Origin of the sequence: Gynuella sunshinyii YC6258, from assembly GCF_000940805.1 — a bacterium.
GTDB classification, from domain to species: Bacteria; Pseudomonadota; Gammaproteobacteria; order Pseudomonadales; family Natronospirillaceae; genus Gynuella; species Gynuella sunshinyii.
Genome location: NZ_CP007142.1, coordinates 3,179,813 through 3,198,256, shown reverse-complemented (window position 1 = coordinate 3,198,256; position 18,444 = coordinate 3,179,813). Strand labels below are relative to the sequence as shown.

18 protein-coding genes are annotated in these 18,444 nt (G+C 46.7%); 7 read left to right on the top strand and 11 right to left on the bottom strand.

Going from position 1 to position 18,444, the window contains the following annotated elements; genetic code table 11:
• Positions 1–78 precede the first annotated feature (78 nt).
• From YC6258_RS13825 to YC6258_RS27335, 3 genes are read left to right on the top strand one after another with little or no spacing between them, the layout of a single operon-like run.
• On the top strand, positions 79–1,218 hold the full coding sequence (locus tag YC6258_RS13825) for a MalY/PatB family protein (RefSeq protein ID WP_044617502.1): 1,140 nt from the start codon (positions 79–81) through the stop codon (positions 1,216–1,218).
• Between the two features lie 20 nt (positions 1,219–1,238).
• On the top strand, positions 1,239–1,457 hold the full coding sequence (locus tag YC6258_RS13820) for a DUF3820 family protein (protein ID WP_281176359.1): 219 nt from the start codon (positions 1,239–1,241) through the stop codon (positions 1,455–1,457).
• Entirely contained in the window at positions 1,454–2,170 is a 717-nt protein-coding gene (locus tag YC6258_RS27335) for a M48 family metallopeptidase (RefSeq protein WP_052830284.1), read from the top strand. Before YC6258_RS13820 ends, YC6258_RS27335 begins: the two co-directional genes overlap by 4 nt.
• A gap of 11 nt (positions 2,171–2,181) precedes the next feature.
• On the opposite strand, the gene ptsP is transcribed toward YC6258_RS27335, so the two are convergent.
• On the bottom strand, positions 2,182–4,440 hold the full coding sequence (gene ptsP / locus YC6258_RS13810) for a phosphoenolpyruvate--protein phosphotransferase (protein ID WP_044617500.1): 2,259 nt from the start codon (positions 4,438–4,440) through the stop codon (positions 2,182–2,184).
• Positions 4,441–4,640: 200 nt separating this feature from the next.
• Positions 4,641–4,997, bottom strand: coding sequence for a hypothetical protein (locus tag YC6258_RS13805; RefSeq protein WP_044617499.1), 357 nt, complete (start codon positions 4,995–4,997; stop codon positions 4,641–4,643).
• 373 nt (positions 4,998–5,370) lie between these two features.
• Between YC6258_RS13805 and YC6258_RS13800 the strand changes: the two genes are divergently transcribed.
• The 4 genes from YC6258_RS13800 to codA all read left to right on the top strand — a co-directional run bounded on the left by YC6258_RS13800 (position 5,371) and on the right by codA (position 10,283).
• Complete coding sequence (locus YC6258_RS13800) at positions 5,371–5,697, top strand: MazG nucleotide pyrophosphohydrolase domain-containing protein (protein WP_044617498.1); 327 nt, start codon at positions 5,371–5,373, stop codon at positions 5,695–5,697.
• A gap of 187 nt (positions 5,698–5,884) precedes the next feature.
• Entirely contained in the window at positions 5,885–8,209 is a 2,325-nt protein-coding gene (locus tag YC6258_RS13795) for a bifunctional diguanylate cyclase/phosphodiesterase (RefSeq protein ID WP_052830283.1), read from the top strand.
• A 139-nt stretch (positions 8,210–8,348) separates the two neighbouring features.
• Entirely contained in the window at positions 8,349–8,975 is a 627-nt protein-coding gene (locus tag YC6258_RS13790; RefSeq protein ID WP_044617497.1) for a LysE family translocator, read from the top strand.
• Between the two features lie 60 nt (positions 8,976–9,035).
• The gene (codA, locus tag YC6258_RS13785; protein WP_044617496.1) at positions 9,036–10,283 is read left to right on the top strand and encodes a cytosine deaminase; all 1,248 of its coding nucleotides are present in this window, start codon (positions 9,036–9,038) and stop codon (positions 10,281–10,283) included.
• Positions 10,284–10,362: 79 nt separating this feature from the next.
• Here codA and YC6258_RS13780 read toward each other — a convergent pair whose 3' ends face one another.
• From YC6258_RS13780 to ectA, 9 genes are all read right to left on the bottom strand, one after another.
• Positions 10,363–10,908, bottom strand: a complete 546-nt coding sequence (locus YC6258_RS13780) for a glutathione peroxidase (RefSeq protein WP_044617495.1) — start codon at positions 10,906–10,908, stop codon at positions 10,363–10,365.
• Positions 10,909–10,936: 28 nt separating this feature from the next.
• Positions 10,937–11,422 (bottom strand): MarR family winged helix-turn-helix transcriptional regulator, encoded by a 486-nt coding sequence (locus tag YC6258_RS13775; protein WP_044617494.1) that lies wholly within the window; start codon positions 11,420–11,422, stop codon positions 10,937–10,939.
• 126 nt (positions 11,423–11,548) lie between these two features.
• Positions 11,549–12,301 carry an SDR family oxidoreductase gene (locus tag YC6258_RS13770; protein ID WP_044617493.1) on the bottom strand — a complete coding sequence of 251 codons (753 nt, stop codon included), beginning with the start codon at positions 12,299–12,301 and terminating at the stop codon, positions 11,549–11,551.
• A gap of 283 nt (positions 12,302–12,584) precedes the next feature.
• On the bottom strand, positions 12,585–13,466 hold the full coding sequence (locus YC6258_RS13765) for a tetratricopeptide repeat protein (protein WP_044617492.1): 882 nt from the start codon (positions 13,464–13,466) through the stop codon (positions 12,585–12,587).
• Positions 13,451–14,893, bottom strand: a complete 1,443-nt coding sequence (locus tag YC6258_RS13760; protein WP_044617491.1) for an aspartate kinase — start codon at positions 14,891–14,893, stop codon at positions 13,451–13,453. Before YC6258_RS13760 ends, YC6258_RS13765 begins: the two co-directional genes overlap by 16 nt.
• A 23-nt stretch (positions 14,894–14,916) precedes the next feature.
• A complete protein-coding gene (thpD, locus tag YC6258_RS13755) occupies positions 14,917–15,831 on the bottom strand; it encodes an ectoine hydroxylase (RefSeq protein WP_044617490.1) in 915 nt (304 codons plus the stop codon).
• 24 nt (positions 15,832–15,855) lie between these two features.
• A complete protein-coding gene (locus YC6258_RS13750) occupies positions 15,856–16,260 on the bottom strand; it encodes an ectoine synthase (RefSeq protein WP_044617489.1) in 405 nt (134 codons plus the stop codon).
• Positions 16,261–16,374: 114 nt separating this feature from the next.
• The gene (gene ectB, locus YC6258_RS13745) at positions 16,375–17,682 is read right to left on the bottom strand and encodes a diaminobutyrate--2-oxoglutarate transaminase (RefSeq protein WP_044617488.1); all 1,308 of its coding nucleotides are present in this window, start codon (positions 17,680–17,682) and stop codon (positions 16,375–16,377) included.
• A 61-nt stretch (positions 17,683–17,743) separates the two neighbouring features.
• Positions 17,744–18,232 (bottom strand): diaminobutyrate acetyltransferase, encoded by a 489-nt coding sequence (ectA, locus tag YC6258_RS13740; protein ID WP_044617487.1) that lies wholly within the window; start codon positions 18,230–18,232, stop codon positions 17,744–17,746.
• Positions 18,233–18,444: the final 212 nt, after the last annotated feature.

Below are 18,444 nucleotides of genomic sequence, written 5' to 3'. Positions count from 1 at the left end.
TTGGCACACTACTTGGCTTGTACCGCCTGCTCACTTAAAGTACCCCAAACGATTCCATTAGATGTGTTGAGGGACTAGATGCCTTTTGATTTTGATAAACCCACTGACCGTAGCCAAACCAACACAGAGAAGCACAATTGGTTCAAAGAACATAATGCCATCCCAATGTGGGTCGCCGACACAGAGTTTGAATCTCCTCCACAGATAAAGCAGGCACTGATCAAGCGAGCAGAGCACGGTATTTTTGGGTACACCGAAGCCAGTCCAAAGCTAATAAATGCCGTCCAAAAATGGCTGCAAGAGCAGTACCAATGGTCCATAGAACCTGAGTGGCTGGTTTGGCTACCGGGTATCGTACCGGGTCTGAATGTCGCAGTAAGAGCATTTGCCCGGAATGGAAAGGTTGCGGCACAGACACCCAACTACCCTCCAATACTGACCGCACCAGAACTCGGCGGCGCGGTCAGGTCAGATATCTTGAGTCGATGGGACAACAATCGCTGGGTGCTGGATACTGACAGCCTGATCAAAGCCGTTAGCGAAGACGACTGTCATATGTTGATTTTGTCCAATCCGATGAATCCATGTGGCTCGGTCATGACAGAAGCTGAAATAAAGCAGTTGATTGAGGTCTGCGATACCCACAATGTCTTGATCTGTTCTGACGAAATTCATTGCGATATCCTCATGGACGAGACCTTCCGCCATAAACCTGTCGGCAAATATGAGCCTAAATCCATTACCATGATGGCGGCCAGCAAGACCTTTAACATTGCCGGGTTAAGCTGCAGTTTTGCGATCATTCCGGATGCCGGTATTCGGAAGTCTTTCAATAATGCTCGCAAGGGTATTGTGCCCGTCCCCAATCTGATGGGTTACCTGGCCACAGAAGTGGCATTTGAAACCGGTAAGCCATGGTTAACGGAAATGAACAGATATCTGCGCGCTAACCGGGACTATGCCATAAACAGGATAAACCAATGGCCCGGAATTCATTGCAATACACCGGAAGCCACCTTTCTACTTTGGCTGGATTGCCGCCAAACCGACATTGCCGACCCTTTCGGCTTTTTCCTAAAACATGGTGTGGCATTAAGTGATGGCAAGGCCTTTGGAACCCCTGGATTTGTGCGTATGAATTATGGCTGCCAGCGCAGTATGCTGGTTGCCGCACTGGATAAAATGGAGCAAGCCTTGTGTTCGATCCGGAAAATTTAATAAAACTGGTCCGGGTGCAGATGCCATTTGGCAAGTACAGCGGCAGATTGATTGCAGATCTTCCGGAAGAATATCTTTTGTGGTTTGAAAAAAAAGACTTTCCAAAAGGCCAGTTGGGAGAACTCATGCAGCTATCGCTGTTGATACAGACAAGCGGACTTAAAAAAATACTTGAACCTCTCAGGGTATCAACAAGTCACCCTCAGAAACCAAACGTACATATTAAGTTTGATACATGACTGATCGAATCCTGGGATATCCACTGGTGGTATCAGCAAAACGCAAAACCATCGGCATTTATGTTCGTGAAGGTCGCGTCACCATCCGTTCGCCAAAAGGAGTCAGTGCGCAGGAAATCAGCACGTTCGTGGAAAGTAAATTACCGTGGATAGAAAAGACACTGCTTAAACACCAGTACAAGGCTTCCACGATACCCACGTTGGAAGCGGGCTGCCGTATTCGTATTCTTGGTCAATACAGAATGATCGTACGCCACAATTCCAGTGAGTATGGGTTGCAGTTGTTGCCGGATCAGGCTCTGTTTTCAATGCCGGAAAATGAATCTGAGTTTGAACTGACAGCCTATGCCATTCTGGAATACTGGCTCAAACAACTGGCCAAGGAAATGGTACCCGTCAAAACGCAGCAGTTCGCCGAACAACTGGGAGTCAGAGATCGGCTGGTGGCGGTTAAATTCCGGAAAACCAAGTCCAAATGGGGGCATTGCACCAACCAGGGGGTTATTCAGATCAACTGGCTCATCATGATGGCTCCTGAACCCGTGATTGACTATCTGGTCTGCCACGAAGTCAGTCATCTTCTGCATGCCAATCATTCTGCTGCATTCTGGCGGACAGTAGAATCACTCTGCCCGGATTATCAGACCCACAGGCAATGGCTTAACCAACATGCGGCCGAACTGTGGTTGGAGAAACCAACACGGCGGTGCTGACATATAACAACTTACACCCCCAGCAGCGCCGTAAGTCCTAATCCCTTGATGAAGTCTTCGACTCTCTGACGCATCAGTTTCTCATCACTGAGCTTTAATACATCGTCCAATACATTCTGACAATCATTGATATCGAGATGTCGAATCAGAGATTTGATTCGGGGAATCTTATAAGCGGACATACTTAGTTGGCGTAATCCCATCGCCAGCAGCAATACTACGCTGACAGGATCACCAGCCATCTCACCACACAACGAGACGGGTAACTTAAGCCGGTTCGCCTCCATGATGATAAACTTCAGCGCCATCAATACAGACGGATGCAAGCTGTCATATAAAGAAGCCACCCGGGAGTTGTTGCGATCTACCGCCAACAGATATTGAGTCAGATCGTTAGACCCAATGGAAATAAAATCCACCTGATCACGTACCCTGGAAATCAACCATAAGGCCGATGGCACCTCAATCATGACTCCGACCTGAGGGCGCTGAATATCCCGGCCTTCATCACGCAACTGGGTAATGGCCAGTTCAAATATCTGTAGAAAGCGCTGCAACTCATCTTCACGGCTGAACATCGGAATCATAACTTTAAGATTGTTATGCCCCCGACTGGCCAACATCATCGCCCGCAGCTGCTCTAGCATAATATTGGTATAGTCAAGGGTAAACCGAATACCCCGCCAGCCCAGAAAGGGATTTTCTTCGGTAATCGGGAAATAGGGCAAAGGCTTGTCCCCACCGATATCCAGAATACGCATGGTTACCGGCTTCGGTGCATAGGCTCCAAGCACCCCCCGATAAGTGATCTGCTGCTCTTCTTCAGTTGGAAAATTATGATGCACCATGAACGGGATTTCGGAGCGATACAGCCCAATCCCCTCAGCACCACGTTCCAGTCCTGGCGATATATCCGCAAGCAGTCCGGTATTGGTCAGCAGAGCGACCTGTTCACCATCCAGCGTCTCTGCCGGCAGATTCTTCAAAGGTGCCAGATCTGCATCCAGCGCTTTTACCTGACGCATTAGCCGCTGATATTCGAGCACCACGGGTTCTGGCGGATTGAGGATGACAATGCCACGATTACCGTCAACGATCACATCCTGATTATCGACATTATCAAGATTCAGATCCTCCAGCCCCATGACCGCTGGTATCCCCAATGCATTTGCCAACACGCCGGTGTGGGACAGCGCAGAACCTTCTTTGGAAATGACCCCAGCCAGCTTATTGGCATCTATACGGCCAAAATGGGAAACGCTGACAAGGCGTCCAGCCAGAATAACCGGCGTATCAGTCATAATTCTGCTGCTGGTATTATTGGTCAAACGACGATAAAGCTTGCCAGCCAGTACTCTCAGATCCTCAGCCTTGGAACGCAGGTAGGGATCCTCCATGGCCTCGAACACTTCAACTTGACGCAGGAAGGCGTCACGTAAAGCGGTTTCCGCAGCATATCCCTGCTCCAGCATCTCATCAAAAACAGTTTTCAACTCCGGACTGGCAAGCAACATGCGGTAAACTTCCAGCAGGGCATCAAGAGTTGCGCCAGCGGAAGCATCCATATTGCCCATTTGTGCTTCGAGATCATCGAGAGTTTCCGCGACAGCCTGATCAAGGCGCTTTTTTTCCTCCGAATAATACTCACCATATAAAGTGGGAATCTGGTTGATATCGACTTCATCCTTGACCACTTTGACCCTGCAGAAAGCAATTCCCGGAGCTCCTTTGATACCTATCAGCCGTTGTACCGCATGGTTACTCTCCTGAGCATTGATGTTACTCTTGATCACCCCACTGCCGAGAGTTCCGGCCAGGTGCGCAGCCATCGTCACCAAAAAAGCTTCTTCTTCATCGGTAAACTTGCGCGGATCATAAACCTGTACAACGAGCACCCCGATAGTGTCGCCATGGTAAATCAGCGGCACCCCCAGAAAACCTTTGAATCTTTCTTCGCCTGTTTGTTCAAAGAACAGGAATTTCGGATGCTGGTCCCCGCGCTCCAGATTCAGTGAGTGCTGTGTCAGGGCTACGGTTCCCACCAGCCCCTGTCCGAATGGCATACGAATCTTGCCCACGGAAGCATTATCCAGCCCCTCTGTCGCAGAGAGTTTCAAATCTTTTTCCGGTGACAACAAATACAGACTGCAAACATCGACACTCATGGCCTTTTTGATCTGAGCGGCCATCAATTTGACCATCTCATCCCGGTCAGCAGCCCGGGCCGAGTCCTGCAGTATGCGTTTAAGCGTAAGTAAAGGATTTAACATGTGATTTCCTTGGTCCAGGCAGCTATTGTGTCCGATTATCTCCGTTTTGGTAAAGGAATTAGCAGAGTATTTGCATTGGTGAAACTATTTCATAAGTTACGGTGAATACAATGAAGAAACAACACATAGAATACCAATTGCATGAAAATGCCTGGTCATCCATCCGAACCAGTTGGCGTCACCCAACAACACAGGGTCTCTTATGAAGAAGGTGGAGGGCGATGCTCAATCTGCTGTTGCAACTGACTCACCAGTTCATGAACCAGTTGCTGTAGAATCAGAGTGCCTTCATGCAGAGGTGTCGCCACATGGTCAATGTGTTCTGCGCCAAGCCCGGTTAATGCTCCCGGCAATCCGGCTTTAGCTGACTCTACCAGAAGGTTTGATGTGATCACTCTGACACTGGTGAGCTGGTAACTCAAAGATTTGTTCTCCGCCTCGATATGATCAAGTACCTGCAATAACTCCAGAGCTTTTTGCTTTGGTAAATGCGCATGGTGCAATGATTCCTTGATTGCCTGAAGCTTCTTGAGTTGCGCGATCATATTCTCGGTCATAACAAACCTGCTTCAACTGCTGGCCGGGACTTCGAAATTCACCGGATCTGACAGTTTCAAAGGACAGAACCAGTAGTCTATCAGGATGAAAGACCGAAGATAACCAGGGCAACACAACTATGGGTATGACAAAACTGCAATCATGTATCCGGAAAACAGATCCGTGATCATCACGATACGGTTGATGACAACCCAACATTTATTAAAAAAGATTCTCATGTAAAAACAGTCACAGCCCTGTGCTTTTCTTCCAGTCATCATATATGACGGAAATAAACATATGATGACATGGCAATGAAATCCCCCCTTATCTTGACTGTTACCTGCTTTCTCCCTAGCTTGGATGTTTCAATAACAAAAATGATTGCAACAAATGCCTGATTTAAAGATCGATCCCACTCTTCACGATTTTCAACAATATGTGACTTTGATGGAAAAAGAACGCGGTTTTTCTCAACAGACGGCTACAGATAAATGCCTGTTACTGGGTGAGGAAGTGGGTGAACTATTTAAAGCTGTGCGCCGGCTCAACGGACTGGCAGTAGATCCTGCTTCGGAAATCTTCGAGCTGGAACACGAACTGGCGGATGTATTTATTTATCTCTGCTCAATCGCAAATAGATATAACATCAGTCTGGAACAGGCTTTCCGCAACAAAGAGAAGAAAAATAAACAAAGAAACTGGACGGCTAAGTCATAAAGTTATCCAATAAACTACAATGCAGTTTGAGTAATCACAGTAACAATTATGGTTCAGGCGGCAAAAAAATTCTGAACACTTAAACTACTATTATAATAAAGGTGTATTCGGGCACGACGCGCTATTGAAGTATGGCACCCCATGTAGCTGGACTTAATCTGAAGCATTAGCCGGACAAGGGGTTTCAATGATGCTCCAGATTCTGAGTTGTACATTGGGTAATTATGACGTCATTTCGAGCCTGCCAATGGTCGCCCGTTTTTATAAACATCAGCCGTGGTTAAACAATACTGAGCCTATGACCAATTTTAACAAAAACAGCATGGAATTATTTGCCACAGGATTACAGCAATCGCCATTTGCCATTGTTATTTTTGATCAGAACGGTCAAATAATCGAATCCAACGCCAGCTTTCAGAACCTATTACCCACTGATTTACACCCTCTTACCGGCACAAGCATACAGGAGCTTTTTTGTAATCTGACAACCGAGCGTTTCAACCTACTGAAAAACAGGCTGACGACAGAAGACCTGATAGAGTCCAACGAGGTCCTGGGAAAAACACTCAAATCCGGACATTCCTTCTCTGTTCAGATAAAAATGATTCCCTGGAACGGGCAAAAAACCTATGCGTTTTACATAAAACAAGCCAGCGAACAACAGTATCAGTTCGAATGTATACAGAAGTTACAACAGGAAACTCTAGAAGCGGTTGCAGTTGGTTTGCCATTATCAGCCATATTTGAACTGATCTGTTATCAGGTCGAATCATGCGCACCCGATGTGATCTGTAGTATCGTGCTGGTGGATAAAGAAGGCCGAATCCATCCTGCTGCCGGTCCAAGCCTCCCTGATTTTTATTCCGAAGCCCTGGAGGGCCTTGCAATCGGCCCCGTCGCGGGGTCCTGTGGAACATCGGCATGGCACGGCGAACCGGTCGAGGCTTCCGATATCAATACAGACCCGCTGTGGGCTGATTATAAAACCCTGGCTCAGTCTGCCGGCCTGGCTGCTTGTTGGTCGAGTCCGATAAAAAGCTCTGATGGTTCTGTACTTGGCACTTTCGCTCTCTACTATCGTGAGCCTCGAAGGGCAAGTGAGTTTCACCGCCATATGGTAAAAGCCTGTCTGCATCTTTGTCATCTGGCTATCGAACATGAACAATCAGGCAAACGCATCCATAAGCTCGCGTTTTATGACCCGCTAACGGGTCTGGGAAATCGCTACCTGCTAAAAGACAAAGCAAGAATATTCATTGAGGAAGCAAAACGTTCAGCCACTCAAGTCGCTTTTTTCTTTATCAATCTTGACCGTTTCAAGAATATTAATGACTCTCTCGGTCATAGCCTTGGTGACGCACTGCTAAAAACAATTGCCCGGAGGCTTACGGCAAATCTGGCAACGAATGAGATCACCGCTCACCTGGGGGCAGATGAATTTGCCGTTCTGCAACCCCACTCCAACAAAACTACAGCAGAAAAGAAGGCCAAGGCACTGCTTGAACTGTTATCGATGCCACTCGAAATCAACGAACTGGAATTCAACATTACCGCATGTATCGGTATATCCCTGACATGCAATGAAACCGAGGATTTTGAAACCTTACAGCGAAATGCCAGTGCTGCCTTGTATCACGCCAAAAGTAACGGCCTAAATATGTTCCGCTTTTTTCAATCCGACATGCATCATTCAAAACTGCAACGGTTAAAACTGGAGACAGATTTACAAAGAGCAATTGGAAATCAAGAACTGGAAGTCTATTTTCAACCACAAATTCATATTGAAAGCGGCCACCTGTACGGTGTTGAAGCACTGCTGCGCTGGCACCACCCTAATCTCGGAATGGTCCCACCGTCAAAATTCATTCCACTGGCTGAAGAATGCGGCATGATTTGCAGATTGGATCTCTGGGTACTTGAATCGGCCTGCAGGATGTACTCCAAATGGCAATCTCAACATATTGATATGGGCAAAATATCCGTCAATATGTCCGCAGCAAATTTCTACAGCTTCAAATTCGCTGAGAGTATTGAATCCACCTTAAAGAAATTTGGAGTCAATCCCAAAATGCTGACACTGGAAATTACCGAAAGTGTACTGCTGACGGATATTCCGGGCATCAGCCAGGAACTGGGCAAGTTAAGAGAGCTGGGGGTCAATTTATCGGTGGATGATTTTGGTACCGGATATTCAAGCCTGAGTTATCTGAAGAAATTACCGATCAATGAAATCAAGCTGGATAAAAACTTTATTAACGATGTCGACTCCAACTCTGAAGATCAGGCCCTGGTCGGCTCGATCATCAATATCGGCCAGATACTGAAACATACGGTAGTCGCCGAGGGAGTGGAAACAAAAGAACAGCTACAGACCCTAAAAGCATTAGGCTGCAACGTCGCACAAGGTTATCTGCATGCCCGTCCTATGCCGGAACAAGCGCTGATCGACTGGTATCATCAGGACACCGCCCATCCACTTCGAGATCCCGACCAAATCAATCGCAAGGTTTGACTGTATGCTGCAACTTGCAGCGCAACCACCATGAAGACAAGCACCAACGTTTCATCAGTTATCGCGAATATACACTTGCCTTTCAACAAATATTCTCATTACACTGATTCTGACTTCTCCAATTTACAGGTACGCCAACATGTCTTTTGAAACCTGGCTGGCATTTATCATCGCAGCATCCATCATTCTGGTGATTCCGGGCCCTACTATTTTACTCGTCATCAGTCATTCCATTCGTTATGGTCAGAATGCCGCCCTGCCCCTGATTGCAGGTGTGGCTGCCGGCGACCTGATCGCCATGACCGTATCACTGGCAGGGCTTGGAGTTATCATGGCAACCTCAGCCACACTGTTTATGATCTTCAAAGTTGCCGGCGCTATGTATCTGATTTACCTCGGCATCAAAATGTGGCGCAGTCACAACTCGTATCAGCTGGATCTCCAGACACATGAGGCTCCCAAAAGCCGCACGCAATTATTCAGCAACGCATTCCTGGTGACGGTTCTTAACCCCAAAGCCAGTATTTTTTTCATCGCCTTCTTCCCTCAGTTTATGAACCCAGCGGCATCCCATTCCATACAATTGTTGGGCTATGGTACAACTTTTATCACTTTGGCCATCTTGAATGCAGCCCTGTATGCGATGTTTGCCAGCCGGATCCGTCGGTTTTTGCGTACGCCGGTCAGCGCAAAAATTTTTCATCGGGGAGGTGCTGCAGCACTTGTAGGAGCTGGACTTATCACATTGAGTGCCCGACAAAGCTGAAAATCTCCAGGCTTGATTCTTGCTACGGTGTCAATTGTTTCATAAATCATGAGGACAACCATGAGAATCACTAATGCCCGTCTGCGCCACCGGCCGGAACTGTTTATCGTTGAGATTGATCATGGAAAATTCAGTTCTATCACTGTACAGCCTGCCAGCATTTCAGCAGCGGACAGTTATGATGCCCAAGGCAATCTGCTCTGCACACCATTTGTCGAACCTCATATTCATCTCGATGCAGCCCTTACGGCAGGCCAGCCGGCATGGAATCAGAGTGGTACTTTATTTGAAGGCATTGAACGCTGGGCTGAACGAAAATCCAAGCTCGATGAACAGGATGTCCGGGAGCGGGTCGGAAAAACACTTAACCTGCTGGTCAGCCAGGGAATACAGCACATTCGCACTCATATTGACACTACAGACCCACAGTTGACCGCTCTCAAGACTCTCTGCCAGATTCGTGAACAGGTCAAAGACAAAATTGATCTGCAAATTGTTGCCTTCCCTCAGGAAGGCATCCTTTCGTTTCCCAATGGTCAGGCACTGATGGAGCAGGCTCTGGAAATCGGTGCGGATGTGATAGGCGGTATTCCCCATTTTGAATACACCCGGGCTTTGGGTGAGGAGTCCATGAAGTGGGTCATCCAACTGGCCAAAAAGCACCATAAACTCGTAGACGTTCACTGTGATGAAATCGATGATCCTGCATCGCGTTTTTTGGAGGTGCTGGCCAGCGAAGCCTTGTTTAATGATATGGGCGATTGTGTCACCGCCAGCCACACCACAGCGATGCACAGTTATGACAATGCATATTGTTCCAAGCTGTTTCGGTTATTGAAGAAATCCGGCATCCATTTCGTCTCCTGTCCAACTGAGAGCATCCATTTGCAGGGTCGGTTCGATACTTTTCCCAAACGTCGTGGAGTTACCCGGGTAAAAGAGCTTCACGCTGCCGGAATGAATGTCGCCCTCGCAGAAGACTCTATTTTTGACCCCTGGTATTCCCTCGGGAACGGTAAAATGCTGAGAGTTCTGGACGCGGGGATGCATATTTGTCAGATGATGGGATATCAGGATTTCACAACGGCGCTCGATTTTATCACCGAAAATGGTGCCAGACTGATGCACCTTAAAGACTACGGTATTACTGTTGGAAACCCGGCCAACTGCATCATAATTGAAGGAGAGGATGATTATTCTGCATTGCGCAGGCAGGGAGAAGTATTACTGTCCGTTCGTCATGGGGAAATATTGATGCAGAGGACTCCCGCCAATATTACACAGCAGGTGGACTTCACTTCTTTATAAATCGTTCTGCTGAGAATGGCCGAATCGGCAAGGCAATTGTGCCACCTAAACCATGTAGGTGGCACAATATTCAGAGAGATCAGGCAGATAATGCAGAATCAATGGCTTCTTTCAGAGGAGCAGCGTTGACACTGACATCAGGAGCGAAGCGGCCAATCACTTCACCGTCTTTACCAATCAGGAATTTCTCAAAATTCCACATGATGTCGCTTTCATCCTGAGGCAGCAGATTCATTTCACCCAGCTTGGCTTTCAATTGTTCACCTTCGGTTACCACCGCTTTTGGCTGAGCAGCAATCAACTGCTGATAAAGGGAATGACGGTTTTCGCCATTTACCTCAATTTTGGCAAACATTGGGAATGTCACACCATAATTAACTGAGCAGAACTCCTGGATTTCCGCTTCAGTACCTGGCTCCTGACCAAGAAACTGATTGCACGGAAAACCCAGAATCTCCAACCCTTTATCGGCCGTTGATTTATAGAGTGCTTCCAATTCCTCATACTGCGGTGTCAACCCACATTTTGAAGCCACGTTAACCAGTAACAGCACTTTGCCACTGTAGTCAGACAACGATACAGACTCACCCTTAATATTATTTACCTGAACGTCATAAACACTCATATATCACCTATTGTGTTGTTACAGCCTGTTAATTTGAACGATCCGCTGACTCCATAATATCAATCAGCTGACCAAGGTCCTGTTTAATGCGTTTTAACCATTCGATGTCCCCTCCCATCCGACACAACATCGTCGCGGGAACGGATACTGCCTGACTCTTTAGCGCTCTACCCTTATCGGTCAGATCAATCAAGACCCGCCGTTGGTCCTCTTCGCTGCGATTACGAGTAACCAGACCAGCGTCAGCCATTCGTTTCAGCAATGGCGTCAAAGTTCCGGAATCCAGATACAACCTTTGCCCCAGTTCGCCCACCGACAACTGTTGATGCTGCCACAGTAACAACATAATCAAATACTGCGGATACGTAAGACCTAATGGTTTTAACAACGGCCCATAGGCTCTTAAGACGAGATTGGAAGAGGCATAAAGTGGAAAACAGAGCTGATGCTCAAATGCCAGCCACTCTTCCCCTGCAACGACCGGCGGTTCACCGGTCTGCTTCGATGCTTTCATCAATAACTCCCAAGCTACTGGCAGATTGAGTTTGGATGCACCTGCCTAGTTTCGAACAGTGGCAGTATCATCCACCATTAAGTTGTGAGCAATATAATTTTACACAATAAATACAAAACAAATCGATTACAATCCACCAGTCAGGTCGATGAAGCTACCAGTCATATATGAAGTTTGATCGGATGCCAACCAGTAAATAGCCTGAGCAATTTCTTCCGGCCGGCCACCGCGTTGTAAAGGAATACGTTCCTTCAGGCGATCCACCCTCCCAGGTTCTCCACCGGAGGCATGCATTTCGGTATATATCATCCCAGGTCGCACAGCGTTCACCCGAATACCGGCAGCGGCCACTTCCAGCGCCAGACCACGAGTCATGGTATCAATAGCTCCCTTGGAAGCGGCATAATCGACATATTCATTGGGAGATCCGGATTTAGCCGCTCCAGAAGACACATTGACAATTACGCCACCCTGGCCACCGTGGTCAGTTGACATCCGTCTGACCGCTTCTCTGCAGCACAGAAAAGACCCGATAACATTGGTTTCCAATACAGCACGGAGACGATCCACAGTCATATCCACCAGACGACACTGCTGTTGCAGAATTGCCGCATTGTTGACCAGCACAGATAAAGCCCCTAACTGCTCATCGACGGTCTGAAACAATCGGACAATATCTGCCTCCTGTGCCACATTTGCCTGCACAGCGATACACTGCCCACCTTGAGAATTAATCTCCGCGACTACTGCATCCGCTGCCATCTGGTTACTCAGATAGCTGAAGCAGACCTTGTACCCCTGTGCAGCAAATACCCGTGCAGTCTCCGCACCAATACCACGACTGCCTCCCGTGATCAGTACGGTTTTATGATGTGCCATATTTCCTACTCCAATCAGTCATACATTGACGTTTTCGCCGAATACTAAACCAGGAACCAGATACTCTCAGCTCCGAATTCATGAGCAATCACAAAACTGGTAACAAAGATAATTGTTATGCTTCATGTTTGCCGCCTCAGGCAAAACAGAGAATCAGAAAAGACTTAACACTGCGAAACCAGCAATATCGCCGAAAAAACAACACTACAAAAACATTTCTGCATAAGAAAAAGATGAGATAACGACGACAAGGATTGAGTGTGCCAACAATTCAGTAGAATTGTCAGGCACTACTTTGCAGGCCAATAAGGTCCTTAAATGAGTCCAGGTTCCATAAAGGCTTCAACGCTTCATCGGCCAGAATATCTTCGCGATAATTACTGGTCCGCTCCGTTACCTCAGACAGATACCGAATGGCATCGTCATAATTGCCCCGAGCGGTATGAGCGCAAGCCAGCTGATAGAATGCATGGCAGTTATCAGGATCAATAATCAGAGCCTGACGGCATAAATTGATAGCCCATTGCGGTTCTCCTAATTCCAGAACAGCATCGGCCTTGTATGTCAGTGCTTCACAATCATCGGGACGCAAACTCAGAATCTGATCGTAAACCAGAATCTTATTGGCCGGGATACCATCCTGCTGGGCTCGCATCCACAAAGACTGGATTTCTTTGGTCAGTTCAATTTCCTCACGGTTCTGCTTGGTCAGCATCGCCTCTTCATTTAATTGACTTTCCACCATATGCAACCGGGCTTCATACTCACCGATCAACTCAGAAATTTTTTCATCTGCCAGAGCCTGAACTTTCTCCTTCATGTCCCGCACAGATGTCCAACCCACCAGAACCAGAATCGAACTCGCCGCGGCAATCAGATAGAAAAAATAAGTGACTGTGTCCGTTGCATATGTCAGAGCCCGATCTGCAGCGCGGTTTTCACGGTCGGTAACCTGTTGAATCAGATCAACCCGTTGTGCCGCCATATCAGTTCGCAACTGTTTCAACTCATCGAGGACATAGCGCTCGATAAACGGCGTATAGAGCGGTTCCTGCAATTGATCAACGGTTTTTTCAAGCTGTTCAGGACTGACAGGCGGCTGATCCTCCGCCCGGGCAATCTGAGAAAAAACCGTAATGATCAGCAGAATTAAGATGCGAGACATATTGCGCTACCGTGGTTATGCACTTCAACTAAGCAATTATGCAGACTTTTTATGGCCCTGGCATAATCATCTTCGTTGATTATAAACTGCATATCCACTTGGCGCATGGATTGATGTAAAGCAAGCACACTGATTTGATTCTCAGCCAATGCAGCAACAGCTTTCGATAAAATGCCGGAAACCTGCATATCGCTGCCAATGGCAGAAACAATTGCAACCTTCTGCTGATTGACTTCGGCTTCAGGATAATTCTGTTTCAACACCTGAATAATGCGTTTTATCGTCTTTAAGTTGGTAGACAGATAATGCGTAATGGTATTTGCATTCGAATCCTTGGTAACGACACGGGCCTTGAAACGACGAATAACCTCGAGAATCTCAGTATCGTATTTTGCCTGCAAATCAGTCATATCCTGATCAAATACCTCAATTGCATAAACATCTCTACATCCGGCGATGATCTCCACTCTGGCTTTATCACTGACATAGTCACCGGTAATCAGCGTTCCTGCGTGCTCCGGCTCAAAGGTATTTTTTACCCGCAGAGGAATATTATGCTGTCGCAAACCTTTGGCAGCCCGCGGATGAATCGCCTCCATCCCGAGGTTGGCAAGATGGTCCGCCACTTCATAATTGGTGCGCCCGATCGGCACGACATTGTCCTCGCCCACCAGCCTGGGGTCTGCGCTGCTTAAGTGAAACTCTTTGTGGATAATCGCTTCACGTGCCTGGGTAATGACCGCAATGCGACTGAAAGTCATTTCACTGTAACCGCGGTCGAAAGTAGACATCAACCCTTTTTCCGTATGTGCATAGCCAGTGACAATGGGCAACTCTCTCTCCATATCAACATCGGCAAACGCCTGCGAGATCTGCTCATCCAGACCACTTTGCTTGCTACCTTCCCATGCCGTCAAATCAACAAAACGGGCATTGATACCTTCCCGACACAATAATTGAGTCATGTTCCAGGCGCTGTGCGCCTCACCAATACTGGCCAACATCTCACGTACAGTGGCGAGGTGTGCTCCAAGGGAAAAATGACCATGCTGACACAGTCGGTGCAAATCGGCGAGACAGTGCTCCGCTTCATCCAGGCGCGAACCAATAAACTGGTTAGCCTGCTTCAGTAATGTCCCATCACCAAACAGCTTCGCATTAATGGAAAACATTTCCTGTTTAAGCACCTGCAATGATGTTTTCCAACTGTCATCTTTGACACCATTGGCAAATAAAGCGTAGACACCAGCCTGTCCGGTTTTTTTGTGCTCAAGCAGCAGATTGGTTATGCCTCCGTAAGCAGAAACCACAAATACTCTCTGATAAGGGTTTTCCTTATGATATGGAGATAAAACAATGTTATTTCGAACAGCGGCATAATCGCTCATAGAGGTGCCGCCTATTTTTTCAACAGTATGGGAATTCATGAGTGTAAAATGCCTTTTTTTGTTTAAAGGGTCCTGATGTTTTTACGGCTACAGATATACTCCGGCCTGGGTTTTTGTGAGCAAAACGGCTCGGCAACCTTATTACTCATGGCGTTATATACCATAAATACATTTGAGCGGGGAAACGGTGTAATGTTGCCGTTTGACCCATGCATGACATTACAGTCAAAAATGATCAGGCTACCGGGTTTACCAATCGCACTGACAATACCACCTTCATCGATCAACTGCTCAAGACTCCGATCATCAGGGACACCATATTCCTGCCGCTTTAATGACTGCCGATAATGCTCTGCCGGAGTTTCACCCACGCAACTGACAAATGTGTGATGAGATCCGGGAATCAGCATCAAAGGTCCATTATGATAAAAATTCTCTGTCAGCGTGATGGACATGCTCAAAGCTCTCATTCTGGGCATTCCGTCTTCTACATGCCAGGTTTCAAAGTCCGAATGCCAGTAGAATTCACGCCCACGGTAACCTGGTTTGTAATTCAATCTGGATTGATGAATATACACCTGATCGCCCAACAAAAACCTGGCCAGTTCCATTGTACGAAAGTCACTTGCCAGCTGACTGAACACCGGGCTCAATTCATGAATCCGAAACACAGAACGAACATCGCCGCTGTTTTTTTCAGTAATCACTTCATCACATTGCTTGAGTGCATCATCCTGACTCAAACGATTCAACTCCTGCTGGAACATCAGTACTTCATCATCACTGAACACATTATCCAGAACCAGAAAGCCCTGTTGCTGATATTGCTCAATCAGCTCCCTGTGGATTGGAGCATTGGAAAAATCGCTGCCATATACCACCGGATCCGCACGGGGAATCATATGGGGACTATTGGAATAACGGGATGGATAGATATCTTGTGTCTGCTCAGATAAAAAAATCTGCTCATCAATCATTAGGTTATCTACTCCTTAATCCTATTACTCATTGACCGGTTCGGCATCCAATTCATAAGCTCCTTGTGCATTGTGTACTTCGGTCCCATTCAACGGAGGATTAAACACACAGGCCAGCTTCAATTCTGATGTCGCCCGCAACACATGTTTGTCATGTTTATCAAGAATATAAATCATGCCGCTGGTGATGGGATATTTTTTACCATCGGACAGGGTTTCGACCTCACCTTCACCGGATATACAAAATACCGACTCCAAATGATTCTGATAATGCATCTGAAAATCAGCACCCTGATATATCGTGGTAATGTGAAAAGAAAATCCCATACCGTCTTCTTTCAATAGCAGCCGGGTACTTTCCCAATTTCCATCAGGAGAAATAATACGGCGCCCGGTCTTTTCCGCTTCTTGAAGTTGTCTGACTATCATCTGATATTCCTTAACTGAATACTGTAATTCGGACCCCCGGCAACGTAATGCCGAAGGCATGAGAAACGCATGTCTGCTGATCAGCTCATTGATAAATGCGCAACATGACTGGCGTTAGCCGATTGCATACATGGGATCAAAATAATCCAGCTCTTCTGGAATTTTTTCCTCGCTGGCGCACACTTCTCTGACTGCTTGCTCAACAATATCCAGACCTTTTTTCAGATTGACATCACTGATAATCAGAGGACACAGGAATTTAACGACCTGATCATCTGCACCACTGGTTTCAATAATCAGATTTTTTTGAAATGACTTACGTGTGATTTTGCTGGCTATATCGCCATTAACACAGTTTATACCCTGCATCATGCCTCGCCCACGAGTGGTGAAATTTCCTTCTCCATATTTAGTCACGATATCATTGAGGCGACGGGCAATGTATTCACCCTTACGCTTGATTTCCGAGGAAAACTTATCATCACTCCAATATTCATCAATCGCGGCTCTGGCTGTCACAAAGGCAAAATTATTGCCCCGAAAAGTACCGTTGTGCTCACCCGGTTTCCATTGATCCAGTTCTGGACGAAACAACACCACCGCAAATGGCAGTCCGTAACCCCCCAGAGATTTCGATAAAGTAACGATGTCAGGATAAATGTCTGCCTCTTCAAAACTGAAAAAAGTACCGGTGCGTCCACAACCTGCCTGAATATCATCGATGATCAACAAAACGTCGTGTTTCTTACACACTTTATCCAGATTACGCAGCCAATCGAAACTGGCGGCATTGATGCCACCTTCACCCTGGACCGTTTCAACAATGACAGCAGCGGGTTTATCAATACCACTACTGGAATCCGATAACACCTTGTCCAGATAAGATGTTGTATCCATATCGTCACCCAGATAACCATCATAGGGCATACGACTGGAACCATTCAGGCTGACGCCTGAGGCACAGCGATGATGGGAATTTCCGGTCGTTGCCAGAGCACCAAGACTGACACCATGAAAACCATTCGTAAAGGAGATGACGTTTTCCCGTCCGGTCACATTACGAGCCAGTTTTAATGCAGCTTCAACAGCATTGGTCCCGGTTGGCCCGGTAAACTGCACGACATAATCCAACCCCCTGGGTTTCAATATTTTTTCATTAAACGTTTCAAGAAACTCACCCTTGGCTTTGGTATGCAAATCCAGGCCATGAGTAATGCCATCAGCATCAATGTATTCCAACAGTTTCTGCTTAAACAAAGGGTTATTGTGACCATAATTCAGCGTGCCGGCTCCGGCCAGAAAGTCTAAATACCGGTTACCATCCTCATCAAAAAGAAACTCTCCCTGTGCCTTGTTAAAGACTCGTGGAAATGAACGTGCATAGCTTTGTACTTCCGATTCAATCTCTTCAAAAATCTTCATTTATCTCACCTGTTTTGGGTTATTCAGTCAGAACTATATTGGATTCAATTACGCCAAACGGTTAATTGAATGGTCCTATTCGAACCAGAAATTCCGAATCATGCTGACCATTAAAATGTTTTTTTTCGTCGAAAATGACAGAACGATGCATATCTGCATTTAACTTGTCTGCCAGCCTCTCAAACAATGACCAGGAAGCCTGATTGGCTGCCGTAATCGTTGTTTCGATAAAAGAAAAGTCGGGAGAGCCAGGGCGGTTGAGGATGTTTTTCATCATACCGGATGCCACGCCCATGCCACGGGCCTGTTCAGATACCGCAACCTGCCAGACAAACAAGGTATTTTCGCGGTTGGGCAACTGGTAGCCCGAGATAAAGCCAACCAAAGAACTGTCCAGCCAGGCCGTCACAGAGGTGTCTGAAAAGTGGCTGCATTGCAGCAGGTTGCAGTATAGGGAATTGGTATCCAACGGCGGGCATTGATCTATCAAGTCATAGACTTGAGCGCCGTCTTCTGATTTAGGGGGGCGAAATTCAATTTCAGTATCCATCACTTTATGCGCTTTTATTTGAATTCTAATGTTTATAACTCAAATTTATACACTACTTCTATGATCATTACTGATGAAGAAAAATCTCAAAAAGCACATCAAAAGCAACCAAAACAACAGTTAGCATATGATTTTTCGGCTTTTTTTTGCTACATCAGCTTCAGCAATTAACAATCCTTATGTAGGAATGCCCTGCTATTGTTCAATAGACC

Coding starts and splice junctions, on each gene's coding strand:
- YC6258_RS13825 (WP_044617502.1), top strand. CDS start 79: ATGCCTTTTGATTTTGATAAACCCACTGACCGTAGCCAAACCAACACA.
- YC6258_RS13820 (WP_281176359.1), top strand. CDS start 1,239: ATGCCATTTGGCAAGTACAGCGGCAGATTGATTGCAGATCTTCCGGAA.
- YC6258_RS27335 (WP_052830284.1), top strand. CDS start 1,454: ATGACTGATCGAATCCTGGGATATCCACTGGTGGTATCAGCAAAACGC.
- ptsP (WP_044617500.1), bottom strand. CDS start 4,440: ATGTTAAATCCTTTACTTACGCTTAAACGCATACTGCAGGACTCGGCC.
- YC6258_RS13805 (WP_044617499.1), bottom strand. CDS start 4,997: ATGACCGAGAATATGATCGCGCAACTCAAGAAGCTTCAGGCAATCAAG.
- YC6258_RS13800 (WP_044617498.1), top strand. CDS start 5,371: ATGCCTGATTTAAAGATCGATCCCACTCTTCACGATTTTCAACAATAT.
- YC6258_RS13795 (WP_052830283.1), top strand. CDS start 5,885: ATGATGCTCCAGATTCTGAGTTGTACATTGGGTAATTATGACGTCATT.
- YC6258_RS13790 (WP_044617497.1), top strand. CDS start 8,349: ATGTCTTTTGAAACCTGGCTGGCATTTATCATCGCAGCATCCATCATT.
- codA (WP_044617496.1), top strand. CDS start 9,036: ATGAGAATCACTAATGCCCGTCTGCGCCACCGGCCGGAACTGTTTATC.
- YC6258_RS13780 (WP_044617495.1), bottom strand. CDS start 10,908: ATGAGTGTTTATGACGTTCAGGTAAATAATATTAAGGGTGAGTCTGTA.
- YC6258_RS13775 (WP_044617494.1), bottom strand. CDS start 11,422: ATGAAAGCATCGAAGCAGACCGGTGAACCGCCGGTCGTTGCAGGGGAA.
- YC6258_RS13770 (WP_044617493.1), bottom strand. CDS start 12,301: ATGGCACATCATAAAACCGTACTGATCACGGGAGGCAGTCGTGGTATT.
- YC6258_RS13765 (WP_044617492.1), bottom strand. CDS start 13,466: ATGTCTCGCATCTTAATTCTGCTGATCATTACGGTTTTTTCTCAGATT.
- YC6258_RS13760 (WP_044617491.1), bottom strand. CDS start 14,893: ATGAATTCCCATACTGTTGAAAAAATAGGCGGCACCTCTATGAGCGAT.
- thpD (WP_044617490.1), bottom strand. CDS start 15,831: ATGATTGATGAGCAGATTTTTTTATCTGAGCAGACACAAGATATCTAT.
- YC6258_RS13750 (WP_044617489.1), bottom strand. CDS start 16,260: ATGATAGTCAGACAACTTCAAGAAGCGGAAAAGACCGGGCGCCGTATT.
- ectB (WP_044617488.1), bottom strand. CDS start 17,682: ATGAAGATTTTTGAAGAGATTGAATCGGAAGTACAAAGCTATGCACGT.
- ectA (WP_044617487.1), bottom strand. CDS start 18,232: ATGGATACTGAAATTGAATTTCGCCCCCCTAAATCAGAAGACGGCGCT.